Origin of the sequence: Synechococcus sp. KORDI-49, assembly GCF_000737575.1 — a bacterium.
Lineage (GTDB): Bacteria > Cyanobacteriota > Cyanobacteriia > PCC-6307 > Cyanobiaceae > Parasynechococcus.
On record NZ_CP006270.1, the window covers coordinates 103,798 to 126,267 of the forward strand.

Consider the following 22,470-nt stretch of genomic DNA (forward strand, 5'->3'; position numbering starts at 1 on the left):
CCGGCGGGGTTCAGAAAAAGTCGAGCGGCAGCGGTCCCCAGGTGGTGCTGGGCTGGCTCTCATCGTCGCCGTGACCACTGATCAGGATCCCTTCCCCGAGGCCGTGTTCGATGCGGATCCGGATCGTGCCCCCTTTCTGGTTGGCCTTCAGAAAAACCGGCCCGCTCTCCTCGGTTGTGTCGACAAGGTCGAGAGGATCCCAGCCCTGGCTGCTCTCCAGAGCGCGCAGCGTCTTGAGCGCCATCTCGGCGGAGGGCGCCATCACGCCAACGGTGAACCAGCTGGCCTGGCTCATGGCGGTGGCGAGTTCGGCCCGGAGCCGATCGGCTGCGGCGGGGCTCAGCTCCGGTGCCCCCCGCAACCGGGCCAGGTCACTCAGCTGGGTGATGCCGGGATCGCTCATGGCTTCAGTTCCAGGCCTGCCAGCCGCTGGGCATTCGCCACCTGTGCAGCGGTGAGCAGATCGGCCACTGGCTTCTCCCCCAGATCCCCGTCGCGGCGGCTGCGCAGGCTCACGGCACTCCGTTCGGCCTCTTTGGCACCGATCACGGCCAGAACAGGGATCTTCATCTGTTCGCCGCTGCGGATCAGCTTTCCGAGGCGGTCGCCGCTGCGGTCGACGGTGGCGCGCACTCCGGCCTGGGTCAGCTGCTCCAGCAGCTGTTCGGCATAGGGCTGCACCTCGTCGGTGACCGGCAGCAGCCGCACCTGCTCGGGAGCCAGCCAGAAGGGGTAATCACCGGCATAGTTCTCGGTCATGATCCCGAAGAACCGTTCCAGGGAGCCGAAGATGGCGCGGTGGATCATGATCGGTCTCTGCTTGCTGCCATCCGCGGCGATGTAGTCGAGCTTGAACCGCTCCGGCAGGTTGAAATCCAGCTGGATGGTGGAGCACTGCCACATCCGGCCGATGGCGTCTTCGATCTTCAGGTCGATCTTGGGGCCGTAGAAGGCGCCGCCCCCTTCATCGATCTTGTAGGCCCAGCCCTTGCGTTCGAGGGCTTCGATCAGGCCGTTGGTGGCCAGATCCCAGACGGCGTCATCGCCGATCGATTTCTCCGGACGGGTGGAGAGGTTGATCTCGTAATTGCTGAAGTCGAAGGTGGAGAGGATCCGTTCGGTGAGGTCCAGGATGCGCAGGATTTCATCGCTGATCTGCTCCGGCAGGCAGAACACGTGGGCGTCGTCCTGGGTGAACCCCCGCACACGCATCAGGCCGTGCATCACCCCAGGCCGTTCGTAGCGGTACACGGTTCCCAGCTCGGCCCAGCGGATCGGCAGTTCCCGGTAGCTGCGCAGCTTGCTGGCGTAGGTGAGCACGTGGAAGGGGCAGTTCATCGGCTTGAGCTGGTACTCCCGCTCGTCCACCTGCATCGGGCCGAACATGCTCTCGGCGTAGAAATCGAGGTGGCCGGAGGTCTTCCAGAGGCTGATGTCGGCCACATGGGGCGTGTAGAGCAGCTCGTAGCCGCCTTCGAAATGCGCCTGGCGCCAGAACTCCTCGATCAGCAGACGCATGCGGGCGCCGCGGGGGTGCCAGAACACCAGACCGGCTCCGGCTTCATCCTCGATCGAGAACAGATCGAGATCCTTGCCGATGCGCCGGTGGTCGCGGCGCAGGGCCTCTTCCTTGCGACGTTTGTGTTCCGTCAGCTGCTCCGGTGTTTCCCAGGCGGTTCCGTAGATCCGCTGCAGCTGGGCTCTGGTTTCGTCGCCGCGCCAGTAGGCGCCGGCAACACTTTCGAGCTCGAAGGCCTTCGGGTTGAGCTGTCCTGTGTGCTCCACATGGGGCCCTGCGCAGAGATCCCACCACTCCTCCCCGAGGGTGTAGAGGGTGATCGGCTCCTGCAGTCCTTCGAGGATTTCGAGCTTGTAAGGCTCGTTCTGAGTCTTGATCTTGGCCTCAGCGTCTGACCTGCTCACCTCGACGCGCTCAAGGGGGAGCTTCTTGTTGATGATCTTGATCATCCCTTTCTTGATCGCCTTCAGATCGGCTTCCGTGAAGGGATCCGGGTTGTCGAAGTCGTAGTAGAAGCCTGTTTCGGTCCAGGGGCCGATGGTCACGCGGGCCTGGGGAAAGAGCTGCTGCACCGCCATGGCCATCACATGGCTCATCGAGTGGCGGATCTTCAGCAGCTGCTCGTTCTCGCTGGTCTTGGGCAGAACCACCGGAGCTGAGGGGGCTGGGGTGGTTGCTGCAGCGCTGCTCACCGGTTCCTGGTCAGGGCCCGCCATCCTATGAGCGAGTTGCGGTTCAGTCTGTGATCGACAGCGATGGTTCCGGTCCGCCATCGGAGGCCGGAACCCTGATGACATCGCTGCTGGAGTCCTTGCTGGCGGACTTCGATCACTGGTTCAGCCGCGGGGATGAGCTGCTCAGCCGATGTCCGGATTCGGTGATGTCGGCCGCTGAACGGCAGCAGCTGGCGGAGCGACTGGAGGACGGCAGACGCCGTCTTGTCGCCACCCGGGCTCTGATGACCGCCACCGATCAACCGGTGGCGGTTTCTCTGGATGCCATGACCTCCTGGCACGGACTCGTCACCGAGGTCTGGAGTCTGTCGGCCCGGATCAGGCGCCGAGGTGACGTTTCAGGTCCCTGAGGTTGCTGCTGTAGAAGCGGGCCAGTTCCTGATGGCTCTTCACCGGTTGTCCGTAGGCGCTGCGACCGGCCCTGGTGGGGAACGAGGCCCACTCCGGTGCGAGCTGCGCCATGGCCTTGGGGGTCAGACCGCTTCGATCGATCTCCTGGAGAGCGCCGCGGCGTTTGACCAGGTGAAGTGCTGCCTGGTCCTGATGCTTCGGTTCAAAGCTGTTCAGCTTCAGCTCCTTGGCCACCCCTTTCCAGGTGGTCGGCAGGAACTGGTAGGCACCGGCGGCTGCGCTGGAGTAGCGCTTCTTCACCACCGTCTCGGGATGACGGGAGAGATCCTTGAACTTCCCACCGCCGTACATGATCTGGTAGCCCTGGTCTTCACCGTCCTTCCAGGTGCCCTCGGCGTAGCGGATCGTGTTCAGCAGGGCCCGGCGCTGCGGGGTGAGTTCGTAGGGACCGTTCTCCCTCACGTTGGCCAGGAGCGATCGGTTGGATGCGGCAGAGGCGGATGACGGCTGCAGGGAAGCAGGCGAGAACGAGACCTTGGAGAGGGGTGCTCCGGAGCAGAACAGAAGAGACAGGCAGGCGACACTCGCCAGCAACGGACGGCTGTTCTGTTGCAGATCTTCGAAGCGAAAAGGCCGCTGCACGCAGTGAAATCAAGTGGACGGTCACCTTGCTGGACACGAGGCGGTTGCGCGAGATCGGCCCTGGTGGGGTTGACGCTGACCTTGAAATATGTGTAGGCGGGTGGACGCTGGCTCCGGGACTCGCGAGACTCGCCTGGCGGCGGCTGGTCCGGGGCTGTTGCGGGGGTGATTCCGCGCAGTGCCGTCTTGGGCAGCTCTGATCAGTCCGGCTTATCAATGCTGCGGATCCCGATCAGCCCGGAGTCGCGAAGCCGAGGGCATCGCGCACTCTGGAGAGGGTTGCATTGGCCACGCTTTCAGCCTTGTGCCGACCGTTCTTGAGCACCTGCTCAAGCTCCTTGCGGTCCTCCATCAGCAGGTGGTAACGCGCCTGGATCGGCTCCAGCGCAGCCACGGTGGCCTCCGCCAGGAGTGGTTTGAACTGACCCCATCCCATGTCGGCGCATTCCGCCGCGGCCTGCTCCCGACCCTTGCCGCTGAGGATGGCGTAGAGGCTGAGGAGATTGTCTGTTTCCGGTCTCTCCGGGTTGCCGAATTCCAGGCCTCTCTCCGGGTCGGTCTTCGCCCGCTTGATCTTCTTGGTGATCAGCTCCGGTGGATCCAGCAGGGTGATGCGGCTGCCCTCGTTGGGGTCGCTCTTGCTCATCTTGCTGCGCCCGTCGGTGAGGCTCATCACCCGGGCCCCTTCCTTGAGGATCATCGGCTGGGGAACCTTGAGGACCGGATGGTCCTCACTGCCGAAGCGGGCATTGATGCGTTGCTGGGCGATGTCACGGGCCAGTTCCAGATGCTGCTTCTGGTCTTCACCAACTGGCACCAGATCGGCGTCGTAGAGAAGGATGTCCGCTGCCATCAGCACCGGATAGTCGAGCAGGCCGACGGAGACGTTGTCGCCCTGTTTCACCGCCTTCTCCTTGAACTGGATCATCCGTTCCAGCCAGTTCAGAGGGGTGACGCAGTTGAGCAGCCAGCAGAGCTCGCTGTGGGCCGCCACCTGGCTCTGGATGAAGATGGCGCAGCGCTCCGGATCCATCCCGCAGGCGAGATAGAGGGCGGCGGTGCCGAGGGAGTGCTCCGCGAGCTTCGCCGGGTCATGGGGGACGGTGATCGCGTGCAGATCAACCACACACACATAGGTGTCGTGGGTGTTCTGCAGATCGACCCAGTTACGGATCGCCCCCAGCCAGTTGCCCAGATGCAGGGCACCGGTTGGCTGGACACCGGAGAGAACCCGGGGGCGTGGCATCGATCAGGCCTCGGCTTCGGCGGTCTTGGTGGTCTCCTGGTCAGTGGTCTCCGGGTCAGTGGACTCCTGGTCGGTGGACTCAACGGCCGCCTCGCTCCCGGTCTCGGCCAGGGGTTCAGCCTCGGCATCCGGTGCGGTCTCCGGCTCTGGCTCCGGTGCAGGCTCCGGTTCCGGCTCTGGAGGCTGGGGCTTGGAGGGGCGGGCGAAGGGATCGGGACGGGACCCGCGTCCACCGCCACCGGAGCGCTCATCGTCGAAGCGACGACCGCGACCGCCGCCATCCTTCCCGCCGCCATCGCGCCGGCCACCCCGTGCTCCCTGGGAGCGCTGCTGCTCCACCAGTTCACCGAGCTGGCCGTCTTCGAGCATCTGGCCGAGGGTGCGCACGGCGAAGCCGAGCACCGCAACGGTGGAGCGCAGATTGAAGGCTTCCTGGAGCGCCCGCGCGGAGCGCATCTCGTTGTCGCTCAGGCGGATGCGGAAACCACCACCTTCGCGGTTCCCGCCGGATGGGCGGCCGCCCCGGTTGCCTCCACGGCCGCCTTCACCCCGGAAGCCCTCACGGCCTCCGTCACCCTGACCTCCCTGCTGCTGGGGATCGCTGCCGTACGAATCGCTCATGGCCTGCGGCCTGGAATCAGGCGCAAGTGTGCCGCATCGTCGGTGTGCTGTCAGAAACCCAGCACAGCTTGTGTCGCTCGCGACTGCCTGCGCGCGCCAGCACCAGCATCGGCACCGCGGTGTCCCCGGCTTCGAACATCTCCCTGTAGCGACTCAGCAGATCCAGGTATCGCGTGGTGGTCCAGCCATGTCGGCAGGTGTCCTGACTGACCCAGAAGCCCTTGAGGGCGCGTTGGCAGTCTTCCGTCCCGAATTCGAGCCAGCAGCGCTGCTGGGCCTGAAGCGGGGAATCTCCCGTGCTCAGGAGCTCCCTGTACCGGATCAGTTCCGGGGCGTCGCCGCCGCCATCGGGTGGGAGCCAGCGTTGCAGCTGATCCAGTCGGATGCGCGACAGCCGCAGCCAGCAGCGGTCGTGCAGCAGAACCGGCAGTCTCCAGCTCCAGGAGCGCGCCTGGCGCACTTCCTCCAGCACCCCAAAGAGGGCCAGACGCTGGCGTGCGGTGAGGCTGCCCAGGCGATCGATGCTGATCGGCCCGTCAGCCATGGGTGCCGGTGTAGGTGATGCCCTCTTCCACGTAGTCCTTCGGTTCGAGATGAATCGTGCATCGCACAGGGCCGAAGCTCCGATCGAGGCGTTCCTCCACCAGCTCGGTGATGCTGTGCGCCGTGGCCAGGTCATCGGCCTCAACCACCATGTGCATGTCGATGAACACCTGCTGCCCAAGCACGCCGCGGCTGGCGATGTCGTGGCAGTTGATCACACCGGGCACCCCCATCGCCTCGGCGTGGATCGCCTCCGGTGCGATGGCGATGTGATCCACAAGCCAGGGCAGGGTGCGGCGCAGGACCTGCCAGCAGACCCGGATCAGCAGCAGCGCCATGGGGATCGCCAGTGCGACGTCCAGCCAGCTCACCTTCAGCCAGAGGGCTCCGGCCATGCCCACCAGCACGACCACGGTGGTCCACACGTCACTGGCGGCGTGCTGGGCATCGGCTTTGAGAAGGGCGCTGTCGAGCCGCCGCCCTTCGTTGTGCTCGTAACCGGCCAGAAGCAGATTGAGTCCGAGCACCAGCAGCAGCAGCAGCAGCTCCTGGCCCGTCACGCGGATGGCGGGCAGACCCTCCAGAACCCGTTCGCCAGACCTCAGCAGGATCTCCAGGGCCGTGAACAGGATGAATCCCGCGATGCCGAGGGCGCCGATCGCTTCGTACTTGTGATGTCCGTACGGGTGATCACGGTCGGGTCTGGGGTCGGAGAGGTTGTTCGTGATCAGGCCGGTCAGGCTCGAGAGAGCGTCGGTGGCGCTGTGCATGGCATCGGCGATCACGGCGAGGGAGCCGCTGACCAGGCCGACGGTCAGCTTCAGCAGCGACATCGAGATGTTGAGGGCCAGGGCAACGGTGAGCACGCGCCGGACATTGTTGCGACGGTCGCCTCCTCGTCCCGTGACGATCCGTCCGTTACTGGTGGCCATGCATCAGCGCGTTCCGTCCCTTCACGGTATGGAGAACTCAGCGGTCTGACCGGTGTTCCTGGTCGCATGCTGGAGGTTGAGCTAAGACGACGATTGCCCCTGAGGTCTGCTGCGTGAATCCCCCGGTCCCGCTGGCGAAGCTTCTCCCGGTGCCCAAGGACCTCACCGGCAGGCTCGCTCTGGCTGGCGGTGGACTGTTTCTGGGGCAGTGGTTTCTCGGTGATCTGCTGCACGTCCCCGGTGGTGGCCTCGGCGTGCTGCTCACCGGCGCCGGGGTCTGGTGGCTCAGCCGCGGGTCGACGCCTCCCCGCTTTCAGGAACCCGCCTCCCTTCAGGGCTGGATCGCCCGCTGCAGGGAGGTTCTGGATCAGTTCGAAACGCTGGAGCCCGACGGTGGTGTCCGACGTCAGCAGCTCGATGCGGTGGTCCAGCGTTCGGGTCCGCAACGGCTGGCGCTGGTGTGCGTCGATCCGGCGACCTGCCCGCAGCAGGGGGAGCTCGAACAGGCCCTGGCCGGTGCGGCCCCGCTGACGTTGTCCGTGGCGCGTCCCCTGGCCAGTGCGGAGGGGGCCAGAACCTGGCCGACGGTGCTTCAAGAGCAGGAGCTGATCCTGTTCAGCCTTGCGGCACCGCTGCTGGCGGAGGACCTTCTCTGGATCCAGCAGTTGCCGGAGGATCAGCCGACGTGGCTGCTGGTGCGGAGCACGGCCGGGGAGAGTGATCGGCACTGCAGCGAGTCCCTGTTGGCTCAGCTCCCCGCCCGCTGGGTGGATCGCGTGCTGGTCCAGCGGCCGGATGGCCTGTTGCGGGATGTCCTTCAGCCCCTGCGCCGTCAGCTGGGAGCACCGATCCGCAACCTTCAGGACACCCGTCAGCGCCTGCTGAGGGGCCTGCATCAGCAGTGGCAGGCTGACCTTGAGCAGGTGCGTCGCCGTCGCTTCCAGGCGCTGCAGCAGCGGACCCAGTGGATCGTGGCGGCTTCCGTGCTGGCATCCCCCCTGCCCAGCCTTGATCTGCTGGCGGTGGCGGTGGCCAACGGTCTGATGCTGCGTGAGATGGGCACGTTGTGGGGCACGGATCTGCAGCCGGATGTGTTGCGGGAGGCTGCCGGTCAGCTCGCCCGAGCCGCCCTCGCTCAGGGGGTGGTGGAGTGGAGCAGCCAGATGCTGCTGGGGCTGGCGAAGCTGGATGGCGGCAGCTGGCTGGTGGCGGGCACGATGCAGGCGATCAGCGCTGCCTACCTCACCCGCGTCGTGGGGCGTTCCATGGCGGACTGGCTGGCGTTGAATGCAGGGGTGGATGCACTGGATCTGGAGCGGCTCAAGCGGGAGGCGCCGGTTCTGGTGGCGAAGGCTGCCGAACAGGAACGATTGGACTGGGGAGGATTCATGAAGCAATCCCAGCAGTGGCTACTTCACGCAACTTCATGACGCCTTCATGAAGTGCTTCATGAAGTTGAATTGAGACCTGCGTCGGAATATTTAATCGCCGTGTAATAAGTGCGGCACTCCATAGGCTTTTCACAACCTTCCCTTCTTTCAGGGGGGTTGTTTCCGTCTTCATTTCTCTCTCATGTCCACCGCCATCCGCAGCGGACGCCAGAGCAACTGGGAAGCCTTCTGTCAGTGGGTGACCGACACCAACAACCGCGTTTACGTGGGTTGGTTCGGCGTGCTGATGATTCCCTGTCTTCTGGCAGCCACCATCTGCTTCATCATCGCCTTCATCGCCGCTCCCCCGGTTGATATCGACGGCATCCGCGAGCCTGTCGCCGGCTCCTTCCTCTACGGCAACAACATCATCTCCGGTGCTGTTGTTCCCTCCTCCAACGCCATCGGCCTGCACTTCTATCCCATCTGGGAAGCTGCATCCCTCGATGAGTGGCTGTACAACGGCGGCCCTTATCAGCTGGTTTGTTTCCACTTCCTGATCGGCATCTCCGCCTACATGGGTCGCCAGTGGGAACTCTCCTACCGCCTGGGCATGCGCCCCTGGATCTGCGTGGCCTACAGCGCTCCGCTGTCAGCTGCCTTCGCTGTGTTCCTGGTCTACCCCTTCGGTCAGGGCTCCTTCTCCGACGGCATGCCCCTGGGCATCTCCGGCACCTTCAACTTCATGTTGGTGTTCCAGGCCGAGCACAACATCTTGATGCACCCCTTCCACATGCTGGGCGTCGCAGGTGTGTTCGGTGGATCCCTGTTCTCCGCCATGCACGGCTCCCTGGTGACCTCCTCCCTGGTGCGTGAAACCACCGAGACCGAGTCCCAGAACTACGGCTACAAGTTCGGCCAAGAGGAAGAGACCTACAACATCGTGGCTGCCCACGGTTACTTCGGTCGCCTGATCTTCCAATACGCCTCCTTCAACAACAGCCGTAGCCTTCACTTCTTCCTGGCTGCCTGGCCTGTTGTCGGCATCTGGTTCACGTCCATGGGCGTGTCAACCATGGCCTTCAACCTGAACGGCTTCAACTTCAACCAGTCCATCCTTGATGGTCAGGGCCGCGTTGTGAACACCTGGGCCGACATGATCAACCGTGCCGGCCTCGGCATGGAAGTGATGCACGAGCGCAACGCTCACAACTTCCCCCTCGACCTGGCAACTGTTGAGTCCACTCCTGTGGCTCTGCAGGCACCTGCCATCGGTTGATCTGGAATCAACCTGTTCCTTCTGGAACAGACCAAACGATTCAGATCAACTGAATCGGAAAGCCCTCACCGCAAGGTGGGGGCTTTTTGTGTGCTGAAGCGCTTCTCCGTGGTCCTCGATCTGGTGAAGGCATTTCTGGTTCCCAGCTTCATCAGACAGATCAGAATCGGTTGCTGCCCCCTCCTCTGGTGTCCTTGATTCAGGCGGCTTCGGGGCACCAGCCGATCTTCAGTTCCAGACGGGGCAGCCACTGATGGCAGCGGTGGTTGAGATGGTGGCCCTGAGGAATCGTGGAGGCGTGCAGCTCGCAGGCGGGGTGCGTGGTGCCGTCATCGTCTGTCTGATGCCGGAAGCACTGGCAGGTGATGCAGGTCATCAGTGACCGGCTGGGTCGCAGAACAGACCTCTCCATGGGGGGCGCCATGCTCGACTCGAGTCAGTACATCTGTACTATACCGAGGCTGGTGCGGATGTCGAGCTGCTGTTCAGCCTGTGATCGGTTCGGCCATATCAGGGCCGACGAGTTCCGGATCGAACAGTGTGGCGACGGTGATGTCCTGATCTCCGAAGAGCTGGGTGGATTGCCCCGGCACGAAGCCGATGTCGGTCCACGAGCAGGTGCTGCACTGGATGTCGCTGGCGCCGTTGTATCCCGGGATGCCGCTGTCGGGTTTTGTGGTGAACTCCGGCAGCTGGCTGGTCGACGTGATCTCCGCTTCGCTGGAGATCACGTCGTCGGGGAAGTCTTCCGGCCTGCAGTCGGCGAATGCATCACTCCAGAAACCTTTCTTCTTGTCGATGGCGCGTTGCTGGAGCCTTTCCAGCTTCTTGAGTCTGGATGGGCTGATGTCTTCAAGGCGAGCCAGGTTCACCTGTGCATAGCCTCGCTTGATCAATTTCTTGGCGATATCTCCCTGGAAGATGACGTCCGATGTCGCATTGCCCTGATCATCCAGATCCTTGAGGTTGAGTTCAACGTCTGAGCCCTTCGGCAGCAGGCCGGTGAGGATGTCGCGAAAGCGCTCATCGCAGTTCCCGTTGGCACTGATGGCCGACGTGATGCCGGCGATCTGCACCTTTACCTTTCCGATGGTCTTGTCTTTGATGACGAATGTGTCACCGCTGATAACTCGTCTGACGGTGAATGTGTCCATGCTTATTGATGATTAATCGGAAGTGATGTCATCTCTTCGCTGACTGTAAGCGATCAATTCTTGCCCTGACCCGCAGTTGAGTCGCAGCTGTGTAAGTCAGGAGACTTCAGGATGGGGGTCGGAGAATCGACCGATGACCGACCAGCCCCCCACGCTTCAGTTCGATCTGGATATCGCGGCCATTCGCCTGCTTCACCGCTCGGTGGATTTCTATCTGCAGAAATGGCCTGGCGGACCGGATCCCGTGGAGCAGCAGGATCTGCAGCGTCTGCGGACCCTGTTGTATGCCGCATTGCTGGAGTTCTCCCTGGATCAGGAGGGTGAGCGCTGATCGGCGGCATGCCGTTTCTCAAGGCTTGTGACTGGCGGATGCTCTCCTGTCGCCGGAGGGCTTACAACGGTTTCAAGGCGCTGGGTTGTGATGGTGAACGAACAGGACGGCCCCGGAACGAGCAGGACCTGGGATGCCGTGGATGCCTGGTTTGAGTGCATCACCCGCTGTCCTGTGGATGGCGACGATGACTGCATCAGCAGCTGCATGCGCCACCATCTGGGGGATGAGCAGGAGCTGTGGCGCAGCAGTCTCTGCCTGTGATCGTCGGACTGCTGCTGGTGGTGCTGGTGGTGCTGGTCTCCCTTCTGGGCTGGCGCTGGAATCAGCTGGAGGTGGCCCAGACCAGCCGTGCCGGTCGCCGCATGGTGAAACGGATGCGCGGCAGGTCCGGCCGGCGTCGGTTGCATCAGCGGGCGCTCTGAGCTGATCTCTTCTGTTGAAGATGCTGCAGCTCAGCGGGCGTTGAGCTGCGCTTCAGGGCGCTGTTTCGGTGCGGGAAGCGCCCGAAGCGTCGGATGATCTCCCTGTGCCGCAAGGCTACGGCGTGGGTGCGTGGATCGGTCCATCGTTCGAACAGGCTCAGCGCCTGGGTCTGCACGGCGAGGTCCTCGCTGTGAAGCCTGGCATCAACCAGAACTGACGCCGGGCACGCTGCTCTTCCTGTTGAAGCCAGCCATGGCTTTCGGCCAGCAGGCTGAGTTGCAGAGCCTGGCTGTCTCCGGCATAGGCCGCCGCCTTGCCGCGCCAGATGTGCCTTGGGAACTGATCGAGCAGCAGCACGAGGGCCAGGGCTGTCTGTGGTTCCTGATGCCAGTCCTGGCAGTCTCCGTCGATCGCCTGCTGCACCGCGGCACCGAACCGGCTGCGGATGACGCTGTCCATCCCAGGATCTGCTTGAAACCACTGGATCGGACGGCACTCCTGAAACCAGAAGTTCAGGATCACGTCGGCCTGAGCCGGGGAGCCGGAGGCCAATCCGAGCTCAGGCGGAGGGCAGCCGGCACCCCAGCTGAATGCTGCCCTCGTCCATCAGTCGCCCGAGCCGCTGGGCCACCGCCTCCTCCGTGCGGTTGAAGTCATCCTGATGACACGTCACCCAGGCCACCTCCCCCTTGGTGATCACGCCGGAGGCCATGGCTTCCAGGAACAGTTCGCCGAGGCTCATCAACCTGTTGCAGGTGCATGCAGGTTCGACATGGCGGTGCCTGATTGCAGCGTCTGCTCACCTTTCTTCATGCCAGGGGCCAGTAGCCCCAGGCCAGTTTCCTGGAACAGACAATTCCGAAGAATTCCGTTCGGTAGGCATCAATGATTTCCCTGTAATCCTCGCGTCTGAAAATCATCAGACTTTCCAGGTTGTTGCGTGCTCCCCAGGAGCAGTTGTAGGTGCCAACGATCAGGCTCAGTTCCCCGTTCTGGTTGTGACGGAAGGGACGACCGCGACCGATGAAGAATTTGTGGTGCATCAGCCCCAGATCGCTTCCCGACTGCTTGCTGCCCTTCACGAGGATGATCCCGGGAAGCCGCTTGTCCTGCCGATGGTCATCGCTGTGAATGCGATCCAGCAGCTGGTCGAACTCCGGAAAGGTGGCCTGGCCGGTGAGGGTGAAATAAAGCTTGCCGATATTCAGTTCGCCGCCTCCACGGCTGCGTTCCGAGTGTCTGGACTGCCGGCTCGTCTGTTTCAGGCAGTCCTCGATCGCCTGGGTGTAGGAGACGCCGGGTGGTTCCGGCAGCTGGTCATGGCGGCAGGAAATGCGTGGATACCACTTCTCCACGACGTCGCGCCACTTGGCCTCCTGGCCATGGAGGGCCCGAGGCTCCTCTCGCATCCAGTCGGTGACAGGCACGGTCACCATGCAGTTGCGTTGCTTGTCGGCCAGGGCCCTGAGGATGTCGTCATCCCAGAGATGCATCTGGCAGCCGTAGATCAGCTGCTGTTGAGAGTTCTGATCTATCTCCCCTGCTGGTTGATCGGACGCTGGCTTTCGCGCTGATGCTGCACTGTTGGTCTCTGTTTCTCATCAGGCTTCAGTCGTCGCGTCATCTGTTCCCTGATTGAGCGCTGTTCCCTCGAGGGCCTGGCGGATCTGATCCTGCAGGCCCCCGCGGCTGGGATCCAGTGGATGCAGGGCTGCAAAGCCTTCCGACAGCGTCGGAGAGGCCTGCGGGTCTGAAAGTGTGGCGGCGAACCGACGGATCACCTCCTCCGGCACCAGGCGGGTGCGGCGTCGATTCCAGACCAGACAGATGCTGAGCGGCGTCTGCATCCACCAGCCCACCCAGTGCACCTCGGCAGGCAGGCCGGATGCGTGGATCAACCGCCGCCTCCAGCGGCGGCGGGCGTGGGTGGCATCGATCAAAACGGGTCGCCCGGCTTCGACGGACTCCTGGATCCTGCTGTGCAGCACGCGTTCAAGGACGGGCCAGGGACCCTGAATCGCCGCATCTCCCCACAGCTCCTCACGCAGCACATCCGTTGACAGAACCAGGGCCTGCAGCTGTGCTGCCAGCTCTTGAGCGGTGGTGGATTTGCCGCTGGCCGGAGGACCGATCAGCATGTGGCAGTGCAGGGGTTTCAGTCCGGAAGAAGGTCGGATGAAAGAACAGCTGCGAGGTAGGCAGCCATTTCGGATTCCGGTTTCAGATTGAAGCGTTCAGCAGCCTGTTCATTGAGCCACTGCTCGGCTTCAGCATCGCGATCGTCGATCCATGCGATGACTTTGTCGAGTTCGTGGTCCATCAGAACTGGCGGAATTAAATCATCATGCCTTGATTTTTACTTTGATGCGGTCACTGTCAAGACACGAATCGTTTGTAGATCCAGCGCACGAATGGCCCCAGAACAGGGACAGGGCCGAAGGTCGGACCCACGAAATCGAAGTAGTCCCTGTGATTGGTGATGCGTCCATCGCTCCCGAAAACGAGCCTTGTTGCACCCGGGTAGATGAATTCGATCCCTTTGATCTTCAGGCCCATGCGCCATTCCACGAAAGCCACTTCACCGTTGAGAGCCACGCTCTCTGTTTCCAGGAACACATCGTCACACCGCTTCATCAGGCCGTCCTGGGCGCGGATGTATGCATCGACACCTTTTTGTTCCTGAGTTGGGTCGATAAACAGAACGTCTTCGGCGTAGACCGCTTTCCATTGCTCCGGGGTGGGGCCGGGAGTTCCGTAAGGCTTGCTGAACAGTCGACGCAGGTCGTCACTGTTGAGGGGAGGCGTCAGCATGATTCAGAACTCGATTCCGACTTGACCGTTGACGGTGTTGTCGATCTCCGGCTTGGCGATGCTGTTGTAAGTGGAGAGGAATTGCAAGGAGGTGAACATGCCGCTGGTGATGGACGGGAAATATTTGATGGTGGCGCCGAAGCTGTTGGTGGGTTTCAACTCCGAGGCGGCAAGGGCCGAGAAGTTGTTGTCGAGACTGATGCGGAAGGATGGATTCGGTGTCCAGTCCAGCTCTGTGGTGAAGCTGGCTCCGGGGTAGGTCCGGCCACAGGCTGAGTCGGTGTCACAGTCGCTCCCTCCGTTGCCCCATTGAAAGGAGGGGCCGAAAGAAAGCGTCAGCTGGGTGGATGGGGTGTTGATCAGTGGAACTCCGAGCCCGACGGCCCCTTTCACCGTGTTGACGCTGGCCTCGTTCGTGGCGTTGTAGTGGTAGTCGGCGAATGTGACCAGCGAGATGCCTCGGCTGAGTCGTCGGTCGTAACGGACGGTCGCGGAGCCCTTGTCGGTCTGCACCTTGAAGGGCTCATTCCCGTCCCGGGTGGTGTTGTAGTTGTATCCCCCTTTCAGGCTGAGTTTGTCGCCGTCTTTTTTGTAAGTCGATGTTGCTGCGAATGTGGCCGTGACGTCGTCATTCCCATCCTTGTTGTTCCCGATCACTCCTGCGGAGATCGAGGATTTCCAGGCAGGGGGTGTCGGCTCGGGTCGGATGGCATCCCGGCTCACCTCCAGGCGGCCGAGCTGAGGATGCATCACCACCTTCCGCTCGTCCGTGCTCTCATCCGGCACCAATTCAGCGTTGATGGTGTCGCCGTTCTTCAGGGTGAGTCGAATGGTTTCAGCCTTGACGGCCCTTCCGTCGGGCAGCGTCAGAAACAGCGCCAGAAACAGTGGGGCTGCAAGGGCGTGATGGATGGCCATCAACTGAAGAATCCCTTGGACTGGAGCCATAGTCCGACGGCGATCAGTGGTCCAAAACCAGCGACCAAAAGGGTGATCTTCAGCCGAAGCGGAGAGACTTGATTCTTGTTCTGCCGCAACGGCATGGCGACCGATCGAATGAGTCGGTTGATTATCTCCCCGGCGGGCCATAAGCCTGTGCTCTGTTGAACATCACACGTCTTGACCATTGCTCTATAACGGGTCTGTAGCAACCGCTACACAACGTTCACTCCGCTACACAGCGGAGCGCAGTTCGACCGGCGCCATGGAACGGGGACGCCGGCCAATCTCGGACGCGACCCATGACCACGCTTCTTTATCGCGGCCAGGCTTACGAGCAGGCCGTATCAGTTCAATCCCAGCAGCTCCGTTACGACCGCGGCGTGTACGGCGCCCGTCAGGACGCGGCGCGCTCCTCCCGCACGCTCACCTATCGAGGGTGTGGGTACAGCGCCAGCAATGGCCCTGCTGATCAGAAGTCAGGCAACTTCCGCTACCGCGGGGTCTCCTACAGCCTCTGAACTCGGTCTCAGAGCTCGAACTCCTCTTCAAATTCCACAATCAGGCCCTTGTAAAGCGCGAGGAGGCCTTCGGTCTCCTCGCAGAACCCGTCTGTGGTGTATTTCGCCACGAGGTTCACAACGGCTGAACGGATCTGCCCGAAGGCTTCCAGATATTCACCCTGGATGTCGTCGTCCCGGATGTCATGGATCAGAGCCATGATCAATTCGATCTTGCGCTTGGCGGCGGCCATCTCGGCCTCCATCTCCTTGCTGAGCTTGCGGCGCTTCCTCGGCATCCCCACGTCCTGTCCGGGCTGAGACTACGGGAGGCACTGCGTTTCAGGGGGCATCCTCGCCAAGGAGGTAATCGAACTTTCCGATCGGCACGCCGTTGTGGCGAAGGATGGCGAAGGCGGTGGTCACATGGAAATAGGCATTGGGAAGCACGAAGGAGCGCAGGAAGTCCTCCCCCTCGAACACCCGCTCGCCTCCCCCCATGCTTCCTGGGATGGGCAGTCGGATCTCGCGGTCTTCGGCCCCATCAAGTTCCGCCGCTGTGATGCTCTCCATGAAGTCGATGCTTCGTGCGATCCGTTCCAGCAATTGGCTCAGCTCCGTCTCGTTGTCTTCCATCACGGGAGCCTCCCGTCCGGAGAGACGGGCCACGCCCCGCCGGGAGATGTCCGTGCTGATCTGCACCTGACGGGTGAGATCGAACATGTCGGGGTAAAGGCGGCTGGAGAGAAGCACGGCCATCGGGAACCCCGAGGCCTCCGCGTGACGTCCGGCCCGCCTGAGCAGGTGGCTCAGATTGTTCAGATTGCGCACCAGCGGAGGAACCAGAGCGGAGTGAAAGGAGCGAGACACGGATGTCTGGAGCTGGTGCTGCTTCTTTAGCCTTTCGCCAGTCGCTTCGGCCAGCGTGAACTCCACCTTTCGCGGTATCGCCTATGTCTCGGTCTGGGTGGTGATCTGGGGCACGGTTGCGTCACTGATGGACTGGATGCTGCTCACAGGCGAGGTCTACGAAACCGGTACGACCGGTCAGGCCATCACCTTCATCGCCTACGGGGCAGCCACCGCGGTGCTGGCGACCCGTTTTGCCGGACGTTTTCTGGCGACAGATTCCTCAGAGACTCCGGATCAGCAGTGAAACGCCCATCAGCAGGGCCAGCAGCTCGAAGGCGCGTTTCACCATGCGGCTGCCCCGCTTCAGGGACAGGTGCGCTCCGAGGTATCCACCGATCAACGACCCGGCGATCAGTGCCGGCAGCCAGTCCCAGCGGATCTCCCCGCTGATGCCCAGCACGAGGGCTCCGGTGCCGTTCCAGCCAAGGCCCACCAGGATCAGCGTGTGGGCCACCGCGCGGGTGTAACTCAGTCCGAACCAGCGCACGAGCCAGATGGTCACGAACAGTCCGGTGCCGGAGGTCAGTGATCCATTCAGGATTCCGATTCCGAAGAGCACCGCGGCCCCGACGGCGATCGTTGAACGGGTCCAAGCCGTCGGCCGGTCCTCACGGCCCAGCTCAGGTCGGCGGGCCGAATAGAACCCCAGTCCGAGGGTGAGGAGTGCGAGGGCAGCCGAGGCCAAGCGATCCGGCAGGGCCAGGACGGCACTGGCACCGATCCACACCCCGGGAAGTCCTGCCAGCAACACGAGGCCTGACAGCTGCGGATCGAGACTGCTGGCCCGCCAGTGACGTCCGGCGGCACCGATTCCCAGGGCCACGCTGGCCAGCTTGTGCGTCGCCAGGGCTGTGGCGAAAGGCAGGCCCAGCAGGATCAGAGCCGGCAGCTGCACCAGTCCGGCTCCGCCGCCGGCAAACGCCGACATCGCGTTGGCGATCACGGCGATCAGGCCGAGCCCCAGGAACATCAGCAGGGATTCCAGGCTCATCGGGATGCGGCGGCGGTCATCCGCTCGTGAGGAAGGCGATCGGTACCGAGAAGGTGACGATGGCGTGAGGTTCTCCGGGAAGAATCGCCACACAGGCCACTTCGCGATCGCTGAGCGCCTCCCGCGAGGTCATCACGAAATCCGTGGCGTCTTCGATGCTCCACATCGGTGCTTCGCCGCGGCGGCGTTCGTCCTTGTAGGCCTGCCAGACCTCTTCGAAGGCTTCGGATTCCGGCCCTGAGTTGGATTCGTTCAGGGCCTGATCCACACCGACGGCCTCCATGCGTTCGAAGAAGCGCCGCATCAGCGGATGGCCGATGGTGGCGGATGCCCGCACCACCGAGTTGATCGTTCCGATGGCGGTGACGGTCAGTTTCGGGGTGCTGCGCCGGGCATCGATCACACCCACCGGCACGTTGAGATCCCAGGTGGTGAGGGCACTGACACGGCAGGCCAGGTCGAAGAGACCGAGGCCGCACTCCTTGATGAGGCTCTGAATCCGCTGGGGGTGCATACCGCTTCCGTCCGTGTCGAAGGACGCCTCCGTTTCCCGACCACTGTTGCCAGGATTGTGCCCTGTTGACGTCGGAACGATGTCCCTGGTTCAGATCTATCTGGATGCCGTCACCCATCAGGTGATCACCAGTGAGGAGCTGGCCTACGTCGCCGGAAACCATGACGACTTCGATCGAACGGAGCAGAAGCTCACCGCCAGGCTCGAACAGCTGATCAGTGCCGGCAACATCAGCGTCGGGTCTCGCTGAGGATCCGCATCGATCCGATGACCGATGTGATCAAGCCGATCCGACCGCAGGACTCCCGGTTCTCGGCGTGTGGAACCCTGCTTCTGCCTCAGGACGATCCAGCCAGATTCGGTCCGGAGGATGCCGATCTTCATTTCGACCCCGACGGCCAACCGCGCTTTTATCTGATGCGTCTGAGGCGTCGCCCTCCCATGGTGGCGGCGATGACCTGCCATTTCCGCGTCAGTCAGTGCCTCGGATCCGCTGATGCCGAGCCCTGGTGGCTGGCGGTCGCTCCGCATGAAGCCGGCACCGCCGGGCTCAGCTCCGACTCTGTTCTGCTGCTGAAACTGCTCCCGGGTGAGGGCATCAAGCTGCATCCGGGTACCTGGCATGCGGGACCTTATGTGTCGAAGCCGTCGGCCCTGTTCTTCAACCTTGAATTAAGGACCACCAACGACGACGACCACAACTGCCGATCCCTGGATCATCCCCTTCCGCTTGCCTTGATCTGAGGGCTGTTCACACCTGCTGAACGGCGGCTCAGCAGGTGGGGGAGCTGAAGATCCTCACGATGCGGTTGGGGTGGTCCTTGATGTAGTTGTTGAATTCGATGGCGAGCAACCGAGCCTGAAAGGCATCAGAGGCGTAGAAACAGTTTTCGAGGGTGCTGTTGTCAGACGTCCGGTAAAGGACGGTGTAAGGCCTGCGATCGGTCACGGACGCGACGCGAAGGACACGCCCAACATGGCCCACCACAGGCTCGCGGCGCCGCATCATTTGCTGAAGCACTGACCTCAGCTGTTCATCAGCCGAAAATCAATTGGCGCATGCTGGCGAGAAAGCGATGCAATCCTGCTTTCCGTCTGCGAAAGATGATGCGCTCAGCATTGCTGTTCATGATCTCGAAGCCGCCTTGGGAGTGTTGATAGGCGGTTCAGGATCGTTCGTCAATATCAGGGCAGGGCCACCACACCTGACCAGCTCTGCAGCACGTCAGGAGCCCCCTGGGTGAGTGCCGATACGGCGGTCGCCGAGCCGATGGCGATACCGACGATGAGCCCAATCCCGAACAGGATTGTGCCCGTCAGCAGCGATCGTTCCGTGAAATGCATGAACGCTTTTCTTTGTCAATCAGACGATCGCCCCTGATGGCTCTTCTGACCACCAATGCGTCACATGACTTTGATCAGAGACGATTGCGAATGCTGATGTGTTGTTTTTCCAATAAAGGTAGAAATACCCGCTGATCCGGTCCGCCTTCGCTCGCTAACAAGCGGAGGAGAGGTTTCGACCGGAAGCATGAAAACCATCGACGACCACATCCAGAAGGATCAGGAGGAATTCCTGAAGGCCCTCGCCGATCACAACGACGGCAAGGTGCGCCACCTGACCGAGGAGCTGCAGTGGCTGCTCGATCACAAGCGTGCTTTCCCCGAGGACAAGCACGATCCTTCCCCGCTCGAGCTGTTCTGCGAGCAGAACCCCGACGAACCCGAATGCCTCGTGTATGACGACTGACCTGGTTGACAGGTTCGGTCGTCTGGCCCTGGCGGCGATGTTCATCAACGCCGTTCCAGGGAAACTGACTGACTTCGGCGGCACGGTGAGCCGCATCGCCGCCAAGGGCATTCCCGCTCCAGTGGGGGGTGCCCTGCTGGCAGCGGCGATCGTGCTCCTGATTCTCGGTTCGTTCTTTCTGGGGCTGGGGCGAGACACCCGTCTCGGTGCCTCGCTTCTGCTGATTTTTCTGGTGCCTACCACGCTGATCTTCCATGCAGCACCGATCGATGCTGGATTCATCCGCAATCTCTCCCTGATCGGAGCCCTGCTGCTGGCGATCACCCGACCCGTACCCACGGCGGGCCGTCGTTAGGGTCTGGCCAGCGACAGCAGCAGCATGCTCGGCACGGTGGCCGTGAGCGGAGCTTCCGGGCGGACCGGTTTCCGTGTGGCCGAAGAGGTGGTGCGTGCCGGAGGCCAGGCCAGGCTGCTGCTGCGACCAGCATCCACGCTGCCTGAATCCCTGGAGGCCTGTGAGCAGCATCGCCTCGATCTGACGGATGACGCGTCACTTGATCAGGCCTTGCGGGATGTGGATTCCCTGGTGATCGCCACAGGTGCTCGCCCCTCGATCGATCTGAGTGGTCCGATGCGTGTGGATGCCTGGGGCGTGAGGCGCCAGGTGGAGAGTTGCCGTCGTGTCGGAGTCTCCCGTGTGGTGCTGGTCAGTTCCCTCTGTGCCGGCCGCTGGCGGCATCCCCTCAACCTGTTCGGTCTGATCCTGGTCTGGAAGCGTGTCGGCGAACGTGCGCTTGAAACCAGTGGTCTGGATTGGACTGTGATCCGACCCGGCGGTCTCTCGGAGCGTGATCAGGATCTGGAGCGCGAGGCCATTCGCTGGAGCGGGCCGGATCAACAGGAGAGTGATTCCATCCCCCGGCGGCTGGTGGCCCGTTGCTGTGTGGAGGCTCTGCAGACTCCGGCGTCGATCGGTCGCATCGTCGAGATCACCAGCAGTGAGGAACTCGAACCGGTGGCCATGGCCGATGCTCTCGCCTGATCGTGTCTCAGGGGGCACCGCCCTTCGGATGCGGTTGCCACTAGAAAAACGGCGTCCCCAGGAGCTCCCGTGCAGTTTTTCGTTTGCGAAGCGCAGATTCCCTCTGAAACCCAGGACGAGGCCTACACCGCCTTCATCGAATACATGGAAGGTGGTGCTTCCGAAGACAGATTCGACGGCTTCGAGCTCGTGGCCAGGCTCCACATGCCGGAATCAGGTCGTGTGTGCATCATCTGCAAGGCGGCTGACGCCAAAGCGCTGTTCCGGCATTTCATGTTCTGGAGATCGATGTTCGGCATCGACATCGAGTACACACCGGCGCTGAGCTGTGGCGAGATGGTGGAGATGCAGAAAGAGCACAACGCCAAGCTTGACGAGGTCGACTGACCACGTCCCCCAGTCACCGACAGGGCTGGGTAGAAATGCTCAATTAAGGGGTTGAGCCACACTGCTTCACATAAGTTTTTTAACCTATGTGAAGTGTTAACAGCCCAATGATCCGCGCCGTCCTTACGCGCCCTTTCCTTGCTGATCTGGGTCTGCTTCTTCTGCGGGTGTTCACAGGCTCGCTTCTCATTCACCACGGTTACGAGAAGCTCGCCAACATCGAGAACTTCGCCGACGCCTTCGTGCGTCCCCTGCATCTCCCCTTCCCGATCCTGCTGTCGTACGTGGCCGCATTCTCCGAAGTGATCGGCAGCTGGCTGCTGATCACGGGTCTGCTCACCCGCTTCGGGGCTCTGGCCGTCGCCGGAACGATCAGCGTTGCCATCTACCACGCCATCATCACGGCTGGATTCAACATCTACCTGCTCGAGCTTCTCGGTCTGTATTTCGCGGCCGCCGTCGCCGTTCTGGCCTGTGGGCCTGGGATGCTTTCCATCGATGAGCTGATCGCCCGCCGGCTGGAGCCTGATTACACCGCCACGGCTGAATCTCTGGATGACCTGGTCTCCCGTACCCCCGGCCTGAGCGAAGTTCCTGTCAATCGTTGAAGCGGGCTTCACGTCCTGTAACATTGCTTTACACGAAGGACCTGCCATGTCCAACTCAGTCACCCAGTCCAGCGATGCCTGGTATCAGGACGCTGCCAAGGCACAGATCCAGTCGGAGCGCATGGGACGAGCCGAATTGCTCAATGGCCGTGTCGCCATGCTGGGTTTCCTGATCGGTCTTATCACGGAATTCCTCACCGGCCATGGCATTGCCAGCCAGATCACGTTCGGCTTGTTCGGCCAGGCCTGAATCCACCGAACTGTCACTGTGACAGTCGGCCCTCTTTCACCTGTGTTCTTCCGGTCGGACTCCCTGTGAGCCACCTTGTGACTGTGAGGACTTGATCAGGGTGGAAACAAGGTCACACGCCTGATCGGGAAAGACCCTGCCTTCGGCGGGGTCTTTTTTTTGGGATCACTGCCGGTTCATCGCGCTGAGCACCCACCAGATGATCAGCGCCAGGATCATCCAGGGAAGCAGAGTGCGCAGCAGCACCAGTCCGAAGAGCACCACCGCGGCGGATATGCCGACCTTGCGGGTGAGAGCTTTCGCCTCCGGGGTCATGTAGCGCCAGCGAGGCAAGAGCGGCATGGGATTCAGCGTGGACGCTTGAAGGTGTAGCAACCACCGTGGTAGCCGGTGAAGGGCTGGGCATAGGACACCAGCTCCCAGCCTTGCTCTCCCAGTTCGTTCATCAGCCCCACCAGTGTGATCTCCCTCTGGGGATGGCTTCGGGAGATGAGTTGCTGCTCATCAAGCCACAGCTCCTCGATCTCCCCGGTCCAGCTCTTGCCGCGCGGCACGAACCTCAACTGGGTGTATTCCCACTTCATCGGTGTGCCCAGCAGAGCGCCGAGATCATAGGGG

41 protein-coding genes are annotated in these 22,470 nt (G+C 62.3%); 16 read left to right on the forward strand and 25 right to left on the reverse strand.

Going from position 1 to position 22,470, the window contains the following annotated elements; genetic code table 11:
- Positions 1–10 precede the first annotated feature (10 nt).
- Both KR49_RS00485 and thrS read right to left on the reverse strand, forming a co-directional pair.
- On the reverse strand, positions 11–403 hold the full coding sequence (locus KR49_RS00485) for a DUF1824 family protein (protein ID WP_043690609.1): 393 nt from the start codon (positions 401–403) through the stop codon (positions 11–13).
- A complete protein-coding gene (gene thrS / locus KR49_RS00490; protein ID WP_043690612.1) occupies positions 400–2,235 on the reverse strand; it encodes a threonine--tRNA ligase in 1,836 nt (611 codons plus the stop codon). Before thrS ends, KR49_RS00485 begins: the two co-directional genes overlap by 4 nt.
- Positions 2,236–2,261: 26 nt before the next feature.
- Here thrS and KR49_RS00495 point away from each other — a divergent pair, with 26 nt between their 5' ends.
- On the forward strand, positions 2,262–2,603 hold the full coding sequence (locus KR49_RS00495; RefSeq protein WP_371257637.1) for a DUF2605 domain-containing protein: 342 nt from the start codon (positions 2,262–2,264) through the stop codon (positions 2,601–2,603).
- On the opposite strand, the gene KR49_RS00500 is transcribed toward KR49_RS00495, so the two are convergent.
- From KR49_RS00500 to KR49_RS00520, 5 genes are all read right to left on the reverse strand, one after another.
- Positions 2,572–3,246 carry a glycoside hydrolase family 104 protein gene (locus KR49_RS00500; RefSeq protein WP_043690615.1) on the reverse strand — a complete coding sequence of 225 codons (675 nt, stop codon included), beginning with the start codon at positions 3,244–3,246 and terminating at the stop codon, positions 2,572–2,574. The genes KR49_RS00495 and KR49_RS00500 overlap by 32 nt on opposite strands.
- Positions 3,247–3,478: 232 nt before the next feature.
- Complete coding sequence (gene trpS / locus KR49_RS00505) at positions 3,479–4,492, reverse strand: tryptophan--tRNA ligase (protein ID WP_043690617.1); 1,014 nt, start codon at positions 4,490–4,492, stop codon at positions 3,479–3,481.
- A 3-nt stretch (positions 4,493–4,495) separates the two neighbouring features.
- Positions 4,496–5,113, reverse strand: a complete 618-nt coding sequence (locus tag KR49_RS00510) for a hypothetical protein (RefSeq protein ID WP_043690619.1) — start codon at positions 5,111–5,113, stop codon at positions 4,496–4,498.
- 16 nt (positions 5,114–5,129) lie between these two features.
- Positions 5,130–5,657, reverse strand: a complete 528-nt coding sequence (locus KR49_RS00515) for a hypothetical protein (protein WP_043690620.1) — start codon at positions 5,655–5,657, stop codon at positions 5,130–5,132.
- Entirely contained in the window at positions 5,650–6,588 is a 939-nt protein-coding gene (locus KR49_RS00520) for a cation diffusion facilitator family transporter (protein ID WP_043690623.1), read from the reverse strand. The genes KR49_RS00515 and KR49_RS00520 overlap by 8 nt, the downstream gene beginning before the upstream one ends.
- A gap of 113 nt (positions 6,589–6,701) precedes the next feature.
- Between KR49_RS00520 and KR49_RS00525 the strand changes: the two genes are divergently transcribed.
- Together KR49_RS00525 and psbA are read left to right on the forward strand one after the other, a co-directional pair.
- A complete protein-coding gene (locus KR49_RS00525; RefSeq protein ID WP_084187900.1) occupies positions 6,702–8,018 on the forward strand; it encodes a YcjF family protein in 1,317 nt (438 codons plus the stop codon).
- A gap of 142 nt (positions 8,019–8,160) precedes the next feature.
- A complete protein-coding gene (gene psbA / locus KR49_RS00530; RefSeq protein WP_043690625.1) occupies positions 8,161–9,237 on the forward strand; it encodes a photosystem II q(b) protein in 1,077 nt (358 codons plus the stop codon).
- A gap of 199 nt (positions 9,238–9,436) precedes the next feature.
- Here the strand turns inward: psbA and KR49_RS00535 are convergent, their stop codons facing one another.
- Together KR49_RS00535 and KR49_RS00540 are read right to left on the reverse strand one after the other, a co-directional pair.
- Positions 9,437–9,661: a hypothetical protein gene (locus KR49_RS00535; RefSeq protein ID WP_043690628.1), complete on the reverse strand. Its 225-nt coding sequence runs from the start codon at positions 9,659–9,661 to the stop codon at positions 9,437–9,439.
- Positions 9,662–9,722: 61 nt separating this feature from the next.
- Positions 9,723–10,313, reverse strand: a complete 591-nt coding sequence (locus tag KR49_RS00540; protein WP_162176147.1) for a thermonuclease family protein — start codon at positions 10,311–10,313, stop codon at positions 9,723–9,725.
- Positions 10,314–10,524: 211 nt separating this feature from the next.
- On the opposite strand from KR49_RS00540, the gene KR49_RS00545 reads away from it, so the two are divergent.
- The 3 genes from KR49_RS00545 to KR49_RS13640 all read left to right on the forward strand — a co-directional run bounded on the left by KR49_RS00545 (position 10,525) and on the right by KR49_RS13640 (position 11,147).
- Positions 10,525–10,722, forward strand: a complete 198-nt coding sequence (locus KR49_RS00545) for a hypothetical protein (RefSeq protein ID WP_043690633.1) — start codon at positions 10,525–10,527, stop codon at positions 10,720–10,722.
- A 90-nt stretch (positions 10,723–10,812) separates the two neighbouring features.
- Complete coding sequence (locus KR49_RS14115; protein WP_173402101.1) at positions 10,813–10,986, forward strand: hypothetical protein; 174 nt, start codon at positions 10,813–10,815, stop codon at positions 10,984–10,986.
- Positions 10,962–11,147, forward strand: a complete 186-nt coding sequence (locus KR49_RS13640) for a hypothetical protein (RefSeq protein ID WP_156957050.1) — start codon at positions 10,962–10,964, stop codon at positions 11,145–11,147. Before KR49_RS14115 ends, KR49_RS13640 begins: the two co-directional genes overlap by 25 nt.
- Here the strand turns inward: KR49_RS13640 and KR49_RS14545 are convergent.
- The 8 genes from KR49_RS14545 to KR49_RS00575 all read right to left on the reverse strand — a co-directional run bounded on the left by KR49_RS14545 (position 11,132) and on the right by KR49_RS00575 (position 14,907).
- Positions 11,132–11,323, reverse strand: a complete 192-nt coding sequence (locus KR49_RS14545; protein ID WP_371257638.1) for a DUF924 family protein — start codon at positions 11,321–11,323, stop codon at positions 11,132–11,134. The two genes, KR49_RS13640 and KR49_RS14545, sit on opposite strands and share 16 nt — an antisense overlap.
- Positions 11,305–11,700 carry a DUF924 family protein gene (locus KR49_RS00550; RefSeq protein WP_371257639.1) on the reverse strand — a complete coding sequence of 132 codons (396 nt, stop codon included), beginning with the start codon at positions 11,698–11,700 and terminating at the stop codon, positions 11,305–11,307. Before KR49_RS00550 ends, KR49_RS14545 begins: the two co-directional genes overlap by 19 nt.
- 7 nt (positions 11,701–11,707) lie before the next feature.
- Positions 11,708–11,890, reverse strand: a complete 183-nt coding sequence (locus KR49_RS00555; protein WP_043690636.1) for a hypothetical protein — start codon at positions 11,888–11,890, stop codon at positions 11,708–11,710.
- A gap of 67 nt (positions 11,891–11,957) precedes the next feature.
- Positions 11,958–12,641: a hypothetical protein gene (locus KR49_RS00560; protein WP_043690638.1), complete on the reverse strand. Its 684-nt coding sequence runs from the start codon at positions 12,639–12,641 to the stop codon at positions 11,958–11,960.
- Between the two features lie 108 nt (positions 12,642–12,749).
- Entirely contained in the window at positions 12,750–13,286 is a 537-nt protein-coding gene (locus tag KR49_RS00565) for an ATP-binding protein (RefSeq protein WP_052378112.1), read from the reverse strand.
- Between the two features lie 17 nt (positions 13,287–13,303).
- Entirely contained in the window at positions 13,304–13,468 is a 165-nt protein-coding gene (locus KR49_RS13645; protein WP_156957051.1) for a hypothetical protein, read from the reverse strand.
- Positions 13,469–13,524: 56 nt separating this feature from the next.
- Positions 13,525–13,959, reverse strand: a complete 435-nt coding sequence (locus KR49_RS00570) for a nuclear transport factor 2 family protein (RefSeq protein ID WP_043690641.1) — start codon at positions 13,957–13,959, stop codon at positions 13,525–13,527.
- Positions 13,960–13,962: 3 nt separating this feature from the next.
- Positions 13,963–14,907 (reverse strand): DUF481 domain-containing protein, encoded by a 945-nt coding sequence (locus KR49_RS00575; RefSeq protein WP_084187902.1) that lies wholly within the window; start codon positions 14,905–14,907, stop codon positions 13,963–13,965.
- Between the two features lie 293 nt (positions 14,908–15,200).
- Here KR49_RS00575 and KR49_RS00585 point away from each other — a divergent pair, with 293 nt between their 5' ends.
- Positions 15,201–15,419: a DUF4278 domain-containing protein gene (locus tag KR49_RS00585; RefSeq protein ID WP_043690646.1), complete on the forward strand. Its 219-nt coding sequence runs from the start codon at positions 15,201–15,203 to the stop codon at positions 15,417–15,419.
- Between the two features lie 8 nt (positions 15,420–15,427).
- Here the strand turns inward: KR49_RS00585 and KR49_RS00590 are convergent, their stop codons facing one another.
- On the reverse strand, positions 15,428–15,697 hold the full coding sequence (locus KR49_RS00590) for a hypothetical protein (protein ID WP_043690650.1): 270 nt from the start codon (positions 15,695–15,697) through the stop codon (positions 15,428–15,430).
- 43 nt (positions 15,698–15,740) lie between these two features.
- Positions 15,741–16,268, reverse strand: a complete 528-nt coding sequence (locus tag KR49_RS00595) for a DUF1993 family protein (RefSeq protein WP_043696359.1) — start codon at positions 16,266–16,268, stop codon at positions 15,741–15,743.
- 55 nt (positions 16,269–16,323) lie between these two features.
- On the opposite strand from KR49_RS00595, the gene KR49_RS00600 reads away from it, so the two are divergent.
- A complete protein-coding gene (locus KR49_RS00600) occupies positions 16,324–16,554 on the forward strand; it encodes a hypothetical protein (RefSeq protein ID WP_043690652.1) in 231 nt (76 codons plus the stop codon).
- Here the strand turns inward: KR49_RS00600 and KR49_RS00605 are convergent.
- A complete protein-coding gene (locus KR49_RS00605) occupies positions 16,531–17,301 on the reverse strand; it encodes a sulfite exporter TauE/SafE family protein (RefSeq protein WP_156957052.1) in 771 nt (256 codons plus the stop codon). The two genes, KR49_RS00600 and KR49_RS00605, sit on opposite strands and share 24 nt — an antisense overlap.
- Positions 17,302–17,317: 16 nt before the next feature.
- Positions 17,318–17,815: a hypothetical protein gene (locus KR49_RS00610; RefSeq protein WP_043690654.1), complete on the reverse strand. Its 498-nt coding sequence runs from the start codon at positions 17,813–17,815 to the stop codon at positions 17,318–17,320.
- A gap of 79 nt (positions 17,816–17,894) precedes the next feature.
- Here KR49_RS00610 and KR49_RS14120 point away from each other — a divergent pair, with 79 nt between their 5' ends.
- Both KR49_RS14120 and KR49_RS00620 read left to right on the forward strand, forming a co-directional pair.
- Entirely contained in the window at positions 17,895–18,065 is a 171-nt protein-coding gene (locus KR49_RS14120; protein ID WP_173402102.1) for a hypothetical protein, read from the forward strand.
- Positions 18,066–18,082: 17 nt separating this feature from the next.
- Positions 18,083–18,559, forward strand: a complete 477-nt coding sequence (locus KR49_RS00620) for a hypothetical protein (protein ID WP_043690657.1) — start codon at positions 18,083–18,085, stop codon at positions 18,557–18,559.
- A 28-nt stretch (positions 18,560–18,587) separates the two neighbouring features.
- Here KR49_RS00620 and KR49_RS00625 read toward each other — a convergent pair whose 3' ends face one another.
- Together KR49_RS00625 and KR49_RS13650 are read right to left on the reverse strand one after the other, a co-directional pair.
- Positions 18,588–18,836 (reverse strand): hypothetical protein, encoded by a 249-nt coding sequence (locus tag KR49_RS00625; RefSeq protein WP_156957053.1) that lies wholly within the window; start codon positions 18,834–18,836, stop codon positions 18,588–18,590.
- A 164-nt stretch (positions 18,837–19,000) separates the two neighbouring features.
- Positions 19,001–19,159: a hypothetical protein gene (locus tag KR49_RS13650; protein WP_156957054.1), complete on the reverse strand. Its 159-nt coding sequence runs from the start codon at positions 19,157–19,159 to the stop codon at positions 19,001–19,003.
- A gap of 187 nt (positions 19,160–19,346) precedes the next feature.
- Here KR49_RS13650 and KR49_RS00630 point away from each other — a divergent pair, with 187 nt between their 5' ends.
- The 6 genes from KR49_RS00630 (at position 19,347) to KR49_RS00655 (ending at position 21,852) form a co-directional block, all read left to right on the forward strand.
- Positions 19,347–19,565, forward strand: a complete 219-nt coding sequence (locus KR49_RS00630; RefSeq protein WP_043690663.1) for a CP12 domain-containing protein — start codon at positions 19,347–19,349, stop codon at positions 19,563–19,565.
- Positions 19,555–19,920: a DoxX family protein gene (locus KR49_RS00635; RefSeq protein ID WP_043690665.1), complete on the forward strand. Its 366-nt coding sequence runs from the start codon at positions 19,555–19,557 to the stop codon at positions 19,918–19,920. Before KR49_RS00630 ends, KR49_RS00635 begins: the two co-directional genes overlap by 11 nt.
- Positions 19,921–19,944: 24 nt before the next feature.
- The gene (locus KR49_RS00640) at positions 19,945–20,607 is read left to right on the forward strand and encodes an SDR family oxidoreductase (RefSeq protein WP_043690667.1); all 663 of its coding nucleotides are present in this window, start codon (positions 19,945–19,947) and stop codon (positions 20,605–20,607) included.
- Positions 20,608–20,676: 69 nt separating this feature from the next.
- Entirely contained in the window at positions 20,677–20,994 is a 318-nt protein-coding gene (locus KR49_RS00645; protein ID WP_043690671.1) for a DUF3303 domain-containing protein, read from the forward strand.
- A gap of 107 nt (positions 20,995–21,101) precedes the next feature.
- Positions 21,102–21,602, forward strand: coding sequence for a DoxX family protein (locus KR49_RS00650; RefSeq protein ID WP_043690674.1), 501 nt, complete (start codon positions 21,102–21,104; stop codon positions 21,600–21,602).
- A gap of 46 nt (positions 21,603–21,648) precedes the next feature.
- Positions 21,649–21,852: a chlorophyll a/b-binding protein gene (locus tag KR49_RS00655; RefSeq protein WP_043690677.1), complete on the forward strand. Its 204-nt coding sequence runs from the start codon at positions 21,649–21,651 to the stop codon at positions 21,850–21,852.
- A 165-nt stretch (positions 21,853–22,017) separates the two neighbouring features.
- On the opposite strand, the gene KR49_RS14125 is transcribed toward KR49_RS00655, so the two are convergent.
- Entirely contained in the window at positions 22,018–22,194 is a 177-nt protein-coding gene (locus KR49_RS14125) for a hypothetical protein (RefSeq protein WP_173402103.1), read from the reverse strand.
- Between the two features lie 5 nt (positions 22,195–22,199).
- Complete coding sequence (locus KR49_RS00660; protein WP_043696366.1) at positions 22,200–22,436, reverse strand: hypothetical protein; 237 nt, start codon at positions 22,434–22,436, stop codon at positions 22,200–22,202.
- Between the last annotated feature and the right edge of the window lie 34 nt (positions 22,437–22,470).

Excerpts from the sequence above, each read along its gene's own strand:
- KR49_RS00485 (WP_043690609.1), bottom strand. The coding sequence starts at position 403 with ATGAGCGATCCCGGCATCACCCAGCTGAGTGACCTGGCCCGGTTGCGG.
- thrS (WP_043690612.1), bottom strand. The coding sequence starts at position 2,235 with ATGGCGGGCCCTGACCAGGAACCGGTGAGCAGCGCTGCAGCAACCACC.
- trpS (WP_043690617.1), bottom strand. The coding sequence starts at position 4,492 with ATGCCACGCCCCCGGGTTCTCTCCGGTGTCCAGCCAACCGGTGCCCTG.
- KR49_RS00510 (WP_043690619.1), bottom strand. The coding sequence starts at position 5,113 with ATGAGCGATTCGTACGGCAGCGATCCCCAGCAGCAGGGAGGTCAGGGT.
- KR49_RS00515 (WP_043690620.1), bottom strand. The coding sequence starts at position 5,657 with ATGGCTGACGGGCCGATCAGCATCGATCGCCTGGGCAGCCTCACCGCA.
- KR49_RS00520 (WP_043690623.1), bottom strand. The coding sequence starts at position 6,588 with ATGGCCACCAGTAACGGACGGATCGTCACGGGACGAGGAGGCGACCGT.
- psbA (WP_043690625.1), top strand. The coding sequence starts at position 8,161 with ATGTCCACCGCCATCCGCAGCGGACGCCAGAGCAACTGGGAAGCCTTC.
- KR49_RS00535 (WP_043690628.1), bottom strand. The coding sequence starts at position 9,661 with ATGGCGCCCCCCATGGAGAGGTCTGTTCTGCGACCCAGCCGGTCACTG.
- KR49_RS00545 (WP_043690633.1), top strand. The coding sequence starts at position 10,525 with ATGACCGACCAGCCCCCCACGCTTCAGTTCGATCTGGATATCGCGGCC.
- KR49_RS14115 (WP_173402101.1), top strand. The coding sequence starts at position 10,813 with ATGGTGAACGAACAGGACGGCCCCGGAACGAGCAGGACCTGGGATGCC.
- KR49_RS00555 (WP_043690636.1), bottom strand. The coding sequence starts at position 11,890 with ATGAGCCTCGGCGAACTGTTCCTGGAAGCCATGGCCTCCGGCGTGATC.
- KR49_RS00560 (WP_043690638.1), bottom strand. The coding sequence starts at position 12,641 with ATGCATCTCTGGGATGACGACATCCTCAGGGCCCTGGCCGACAAGCAA.
- KR49_RS00565 (WP_052378112.1), bottom strand. The coding sequence starts at position 13,286 with ATGCTGATCGGTCCTCCGGCCAGCGGCAAATCCACCACCGCTCAAGAG.
- KR49_RS13645 (WP_156957051.1), bottom strand. The coding sequence starts at position 13,468 with ATGGACCACGAACTCGACAAAGTCATCGCATGGATCGACGATCGCGAT.
- KR49_RS00570 (WP_043690641.1), bottom strand. The coding sequence starts at position 13,959 with ATGCTGACGCCTCCCCTCAACAGTGACGACCTGCGTCGACTGTTCAGC.
- KR49_RS00575 (WP_084187902.1), bottom strand. The coding sequence starts at position 14,907 with ATGGCTCCAGTCCAAGGGATTCTTCAGTTGATGGCCATCCATCACGCC.
- KR49_RS00585 (WP_043690646.1), top strand. The coding sequence starts at position 15,201 with ATGACCACGCTTCTTTATCGCGGCCAGGCTTACGAGCAGGCCGTATCA.
- KR49_RS00590 (WP_043690650.1), bottom strand. The coding sequence starts at position 15,697 with ATGCCGAGGAAGCGCCGCAAGCTCAGCAAGGAGATGGAGGCCGAGATG.
- KR49_RS00605 (WP_156957052.1), bottom strand. The coding sequence starts at position 17,301 with ATGAGCCTGGAATCCCTGCTGATGTTCCTGGGGCTCGGCCTGATCGCC.
- KR49_RS00610 (WP_043690654.1), bottom strand. The coding sequence starts at position 17,815 with ATGCACCCCCAGCGGATTCAGAGCCTCATCAAGGAGTGCGGCCTCGGT.
- KR49_RS14120 (WP_173402102.1), top strand. The coding sequence starts at position 17,895 with ATGTCCCTGGTTCAGATCTATCTGGATGCCGTCACCCATCAGGTGATC.
- KR49_RS00620 (WP_043690657.1), top strand. The coding sequence starts at position 18,083 with ATGACCGATGTGATCAAGCCGATCCGACCGCAGGACTCCCGGTTCTCG.
- KR49_RS13650 (WP_156957054.1), bottom strand. The coding sequence starts at position 19,159 with ATGCATTTCACGGAACGATCGCTGCTGACGGGCACAATCCTGTTCGGG.
- KR49_RS00630 (WP_043690663.1), top strand. The coding sequence starts at position 19,347 with ATGAAAACCATCGACGACCACATCCAGAAGGATCAGGAGGAATTCCTG.
- KR49_RS00635 (WP_043690665.1), top strand. The coding sequence starts at position 19,555 with ATGACGACTGACCTGGTTGACAGGTTCGGTCGTCTGGCCCTGGCGGCG.
- KR49_RS00640 (WP_043690667.1), top strand. The coding sequence starts at position 19,945 with ATGCTCGGCACGGTGGCCGTGAGCGGAGCTTCCGGGCGGACCGGTTTC.
- KR49_RS00650 (WP_043690674.1), top strand. The coding sequence starts at position 21,102 with ATGATCCGCGCCGTCCTTACGCGCCCTTTCCTTGCTGATCTGGGTCTG.
- KR49_RS00655 (WP_043690677.1), top strand. The coding sequence starts at position 21,649 with ATGTCCAACTCAGTCACCCAGTCCAGCGATGCCTGGTATCAGGACGCT.
- KR49_RS14125 (WP_173402103.1), bottom strand. The coding sequence starts at position 22,194 with ATGCCGCTCTTGCCTCGCTGGCGCTACATGACCCCGGAGGCGAAAGCT.
- KR49_RS00660 (WP_043696366.1), bottom strand. The coding sequence starts at position 22,436 with ATGAAGTGGGAATACACCCAGTTGAGGTTCGTGCCGCGCGGCAAGAGC.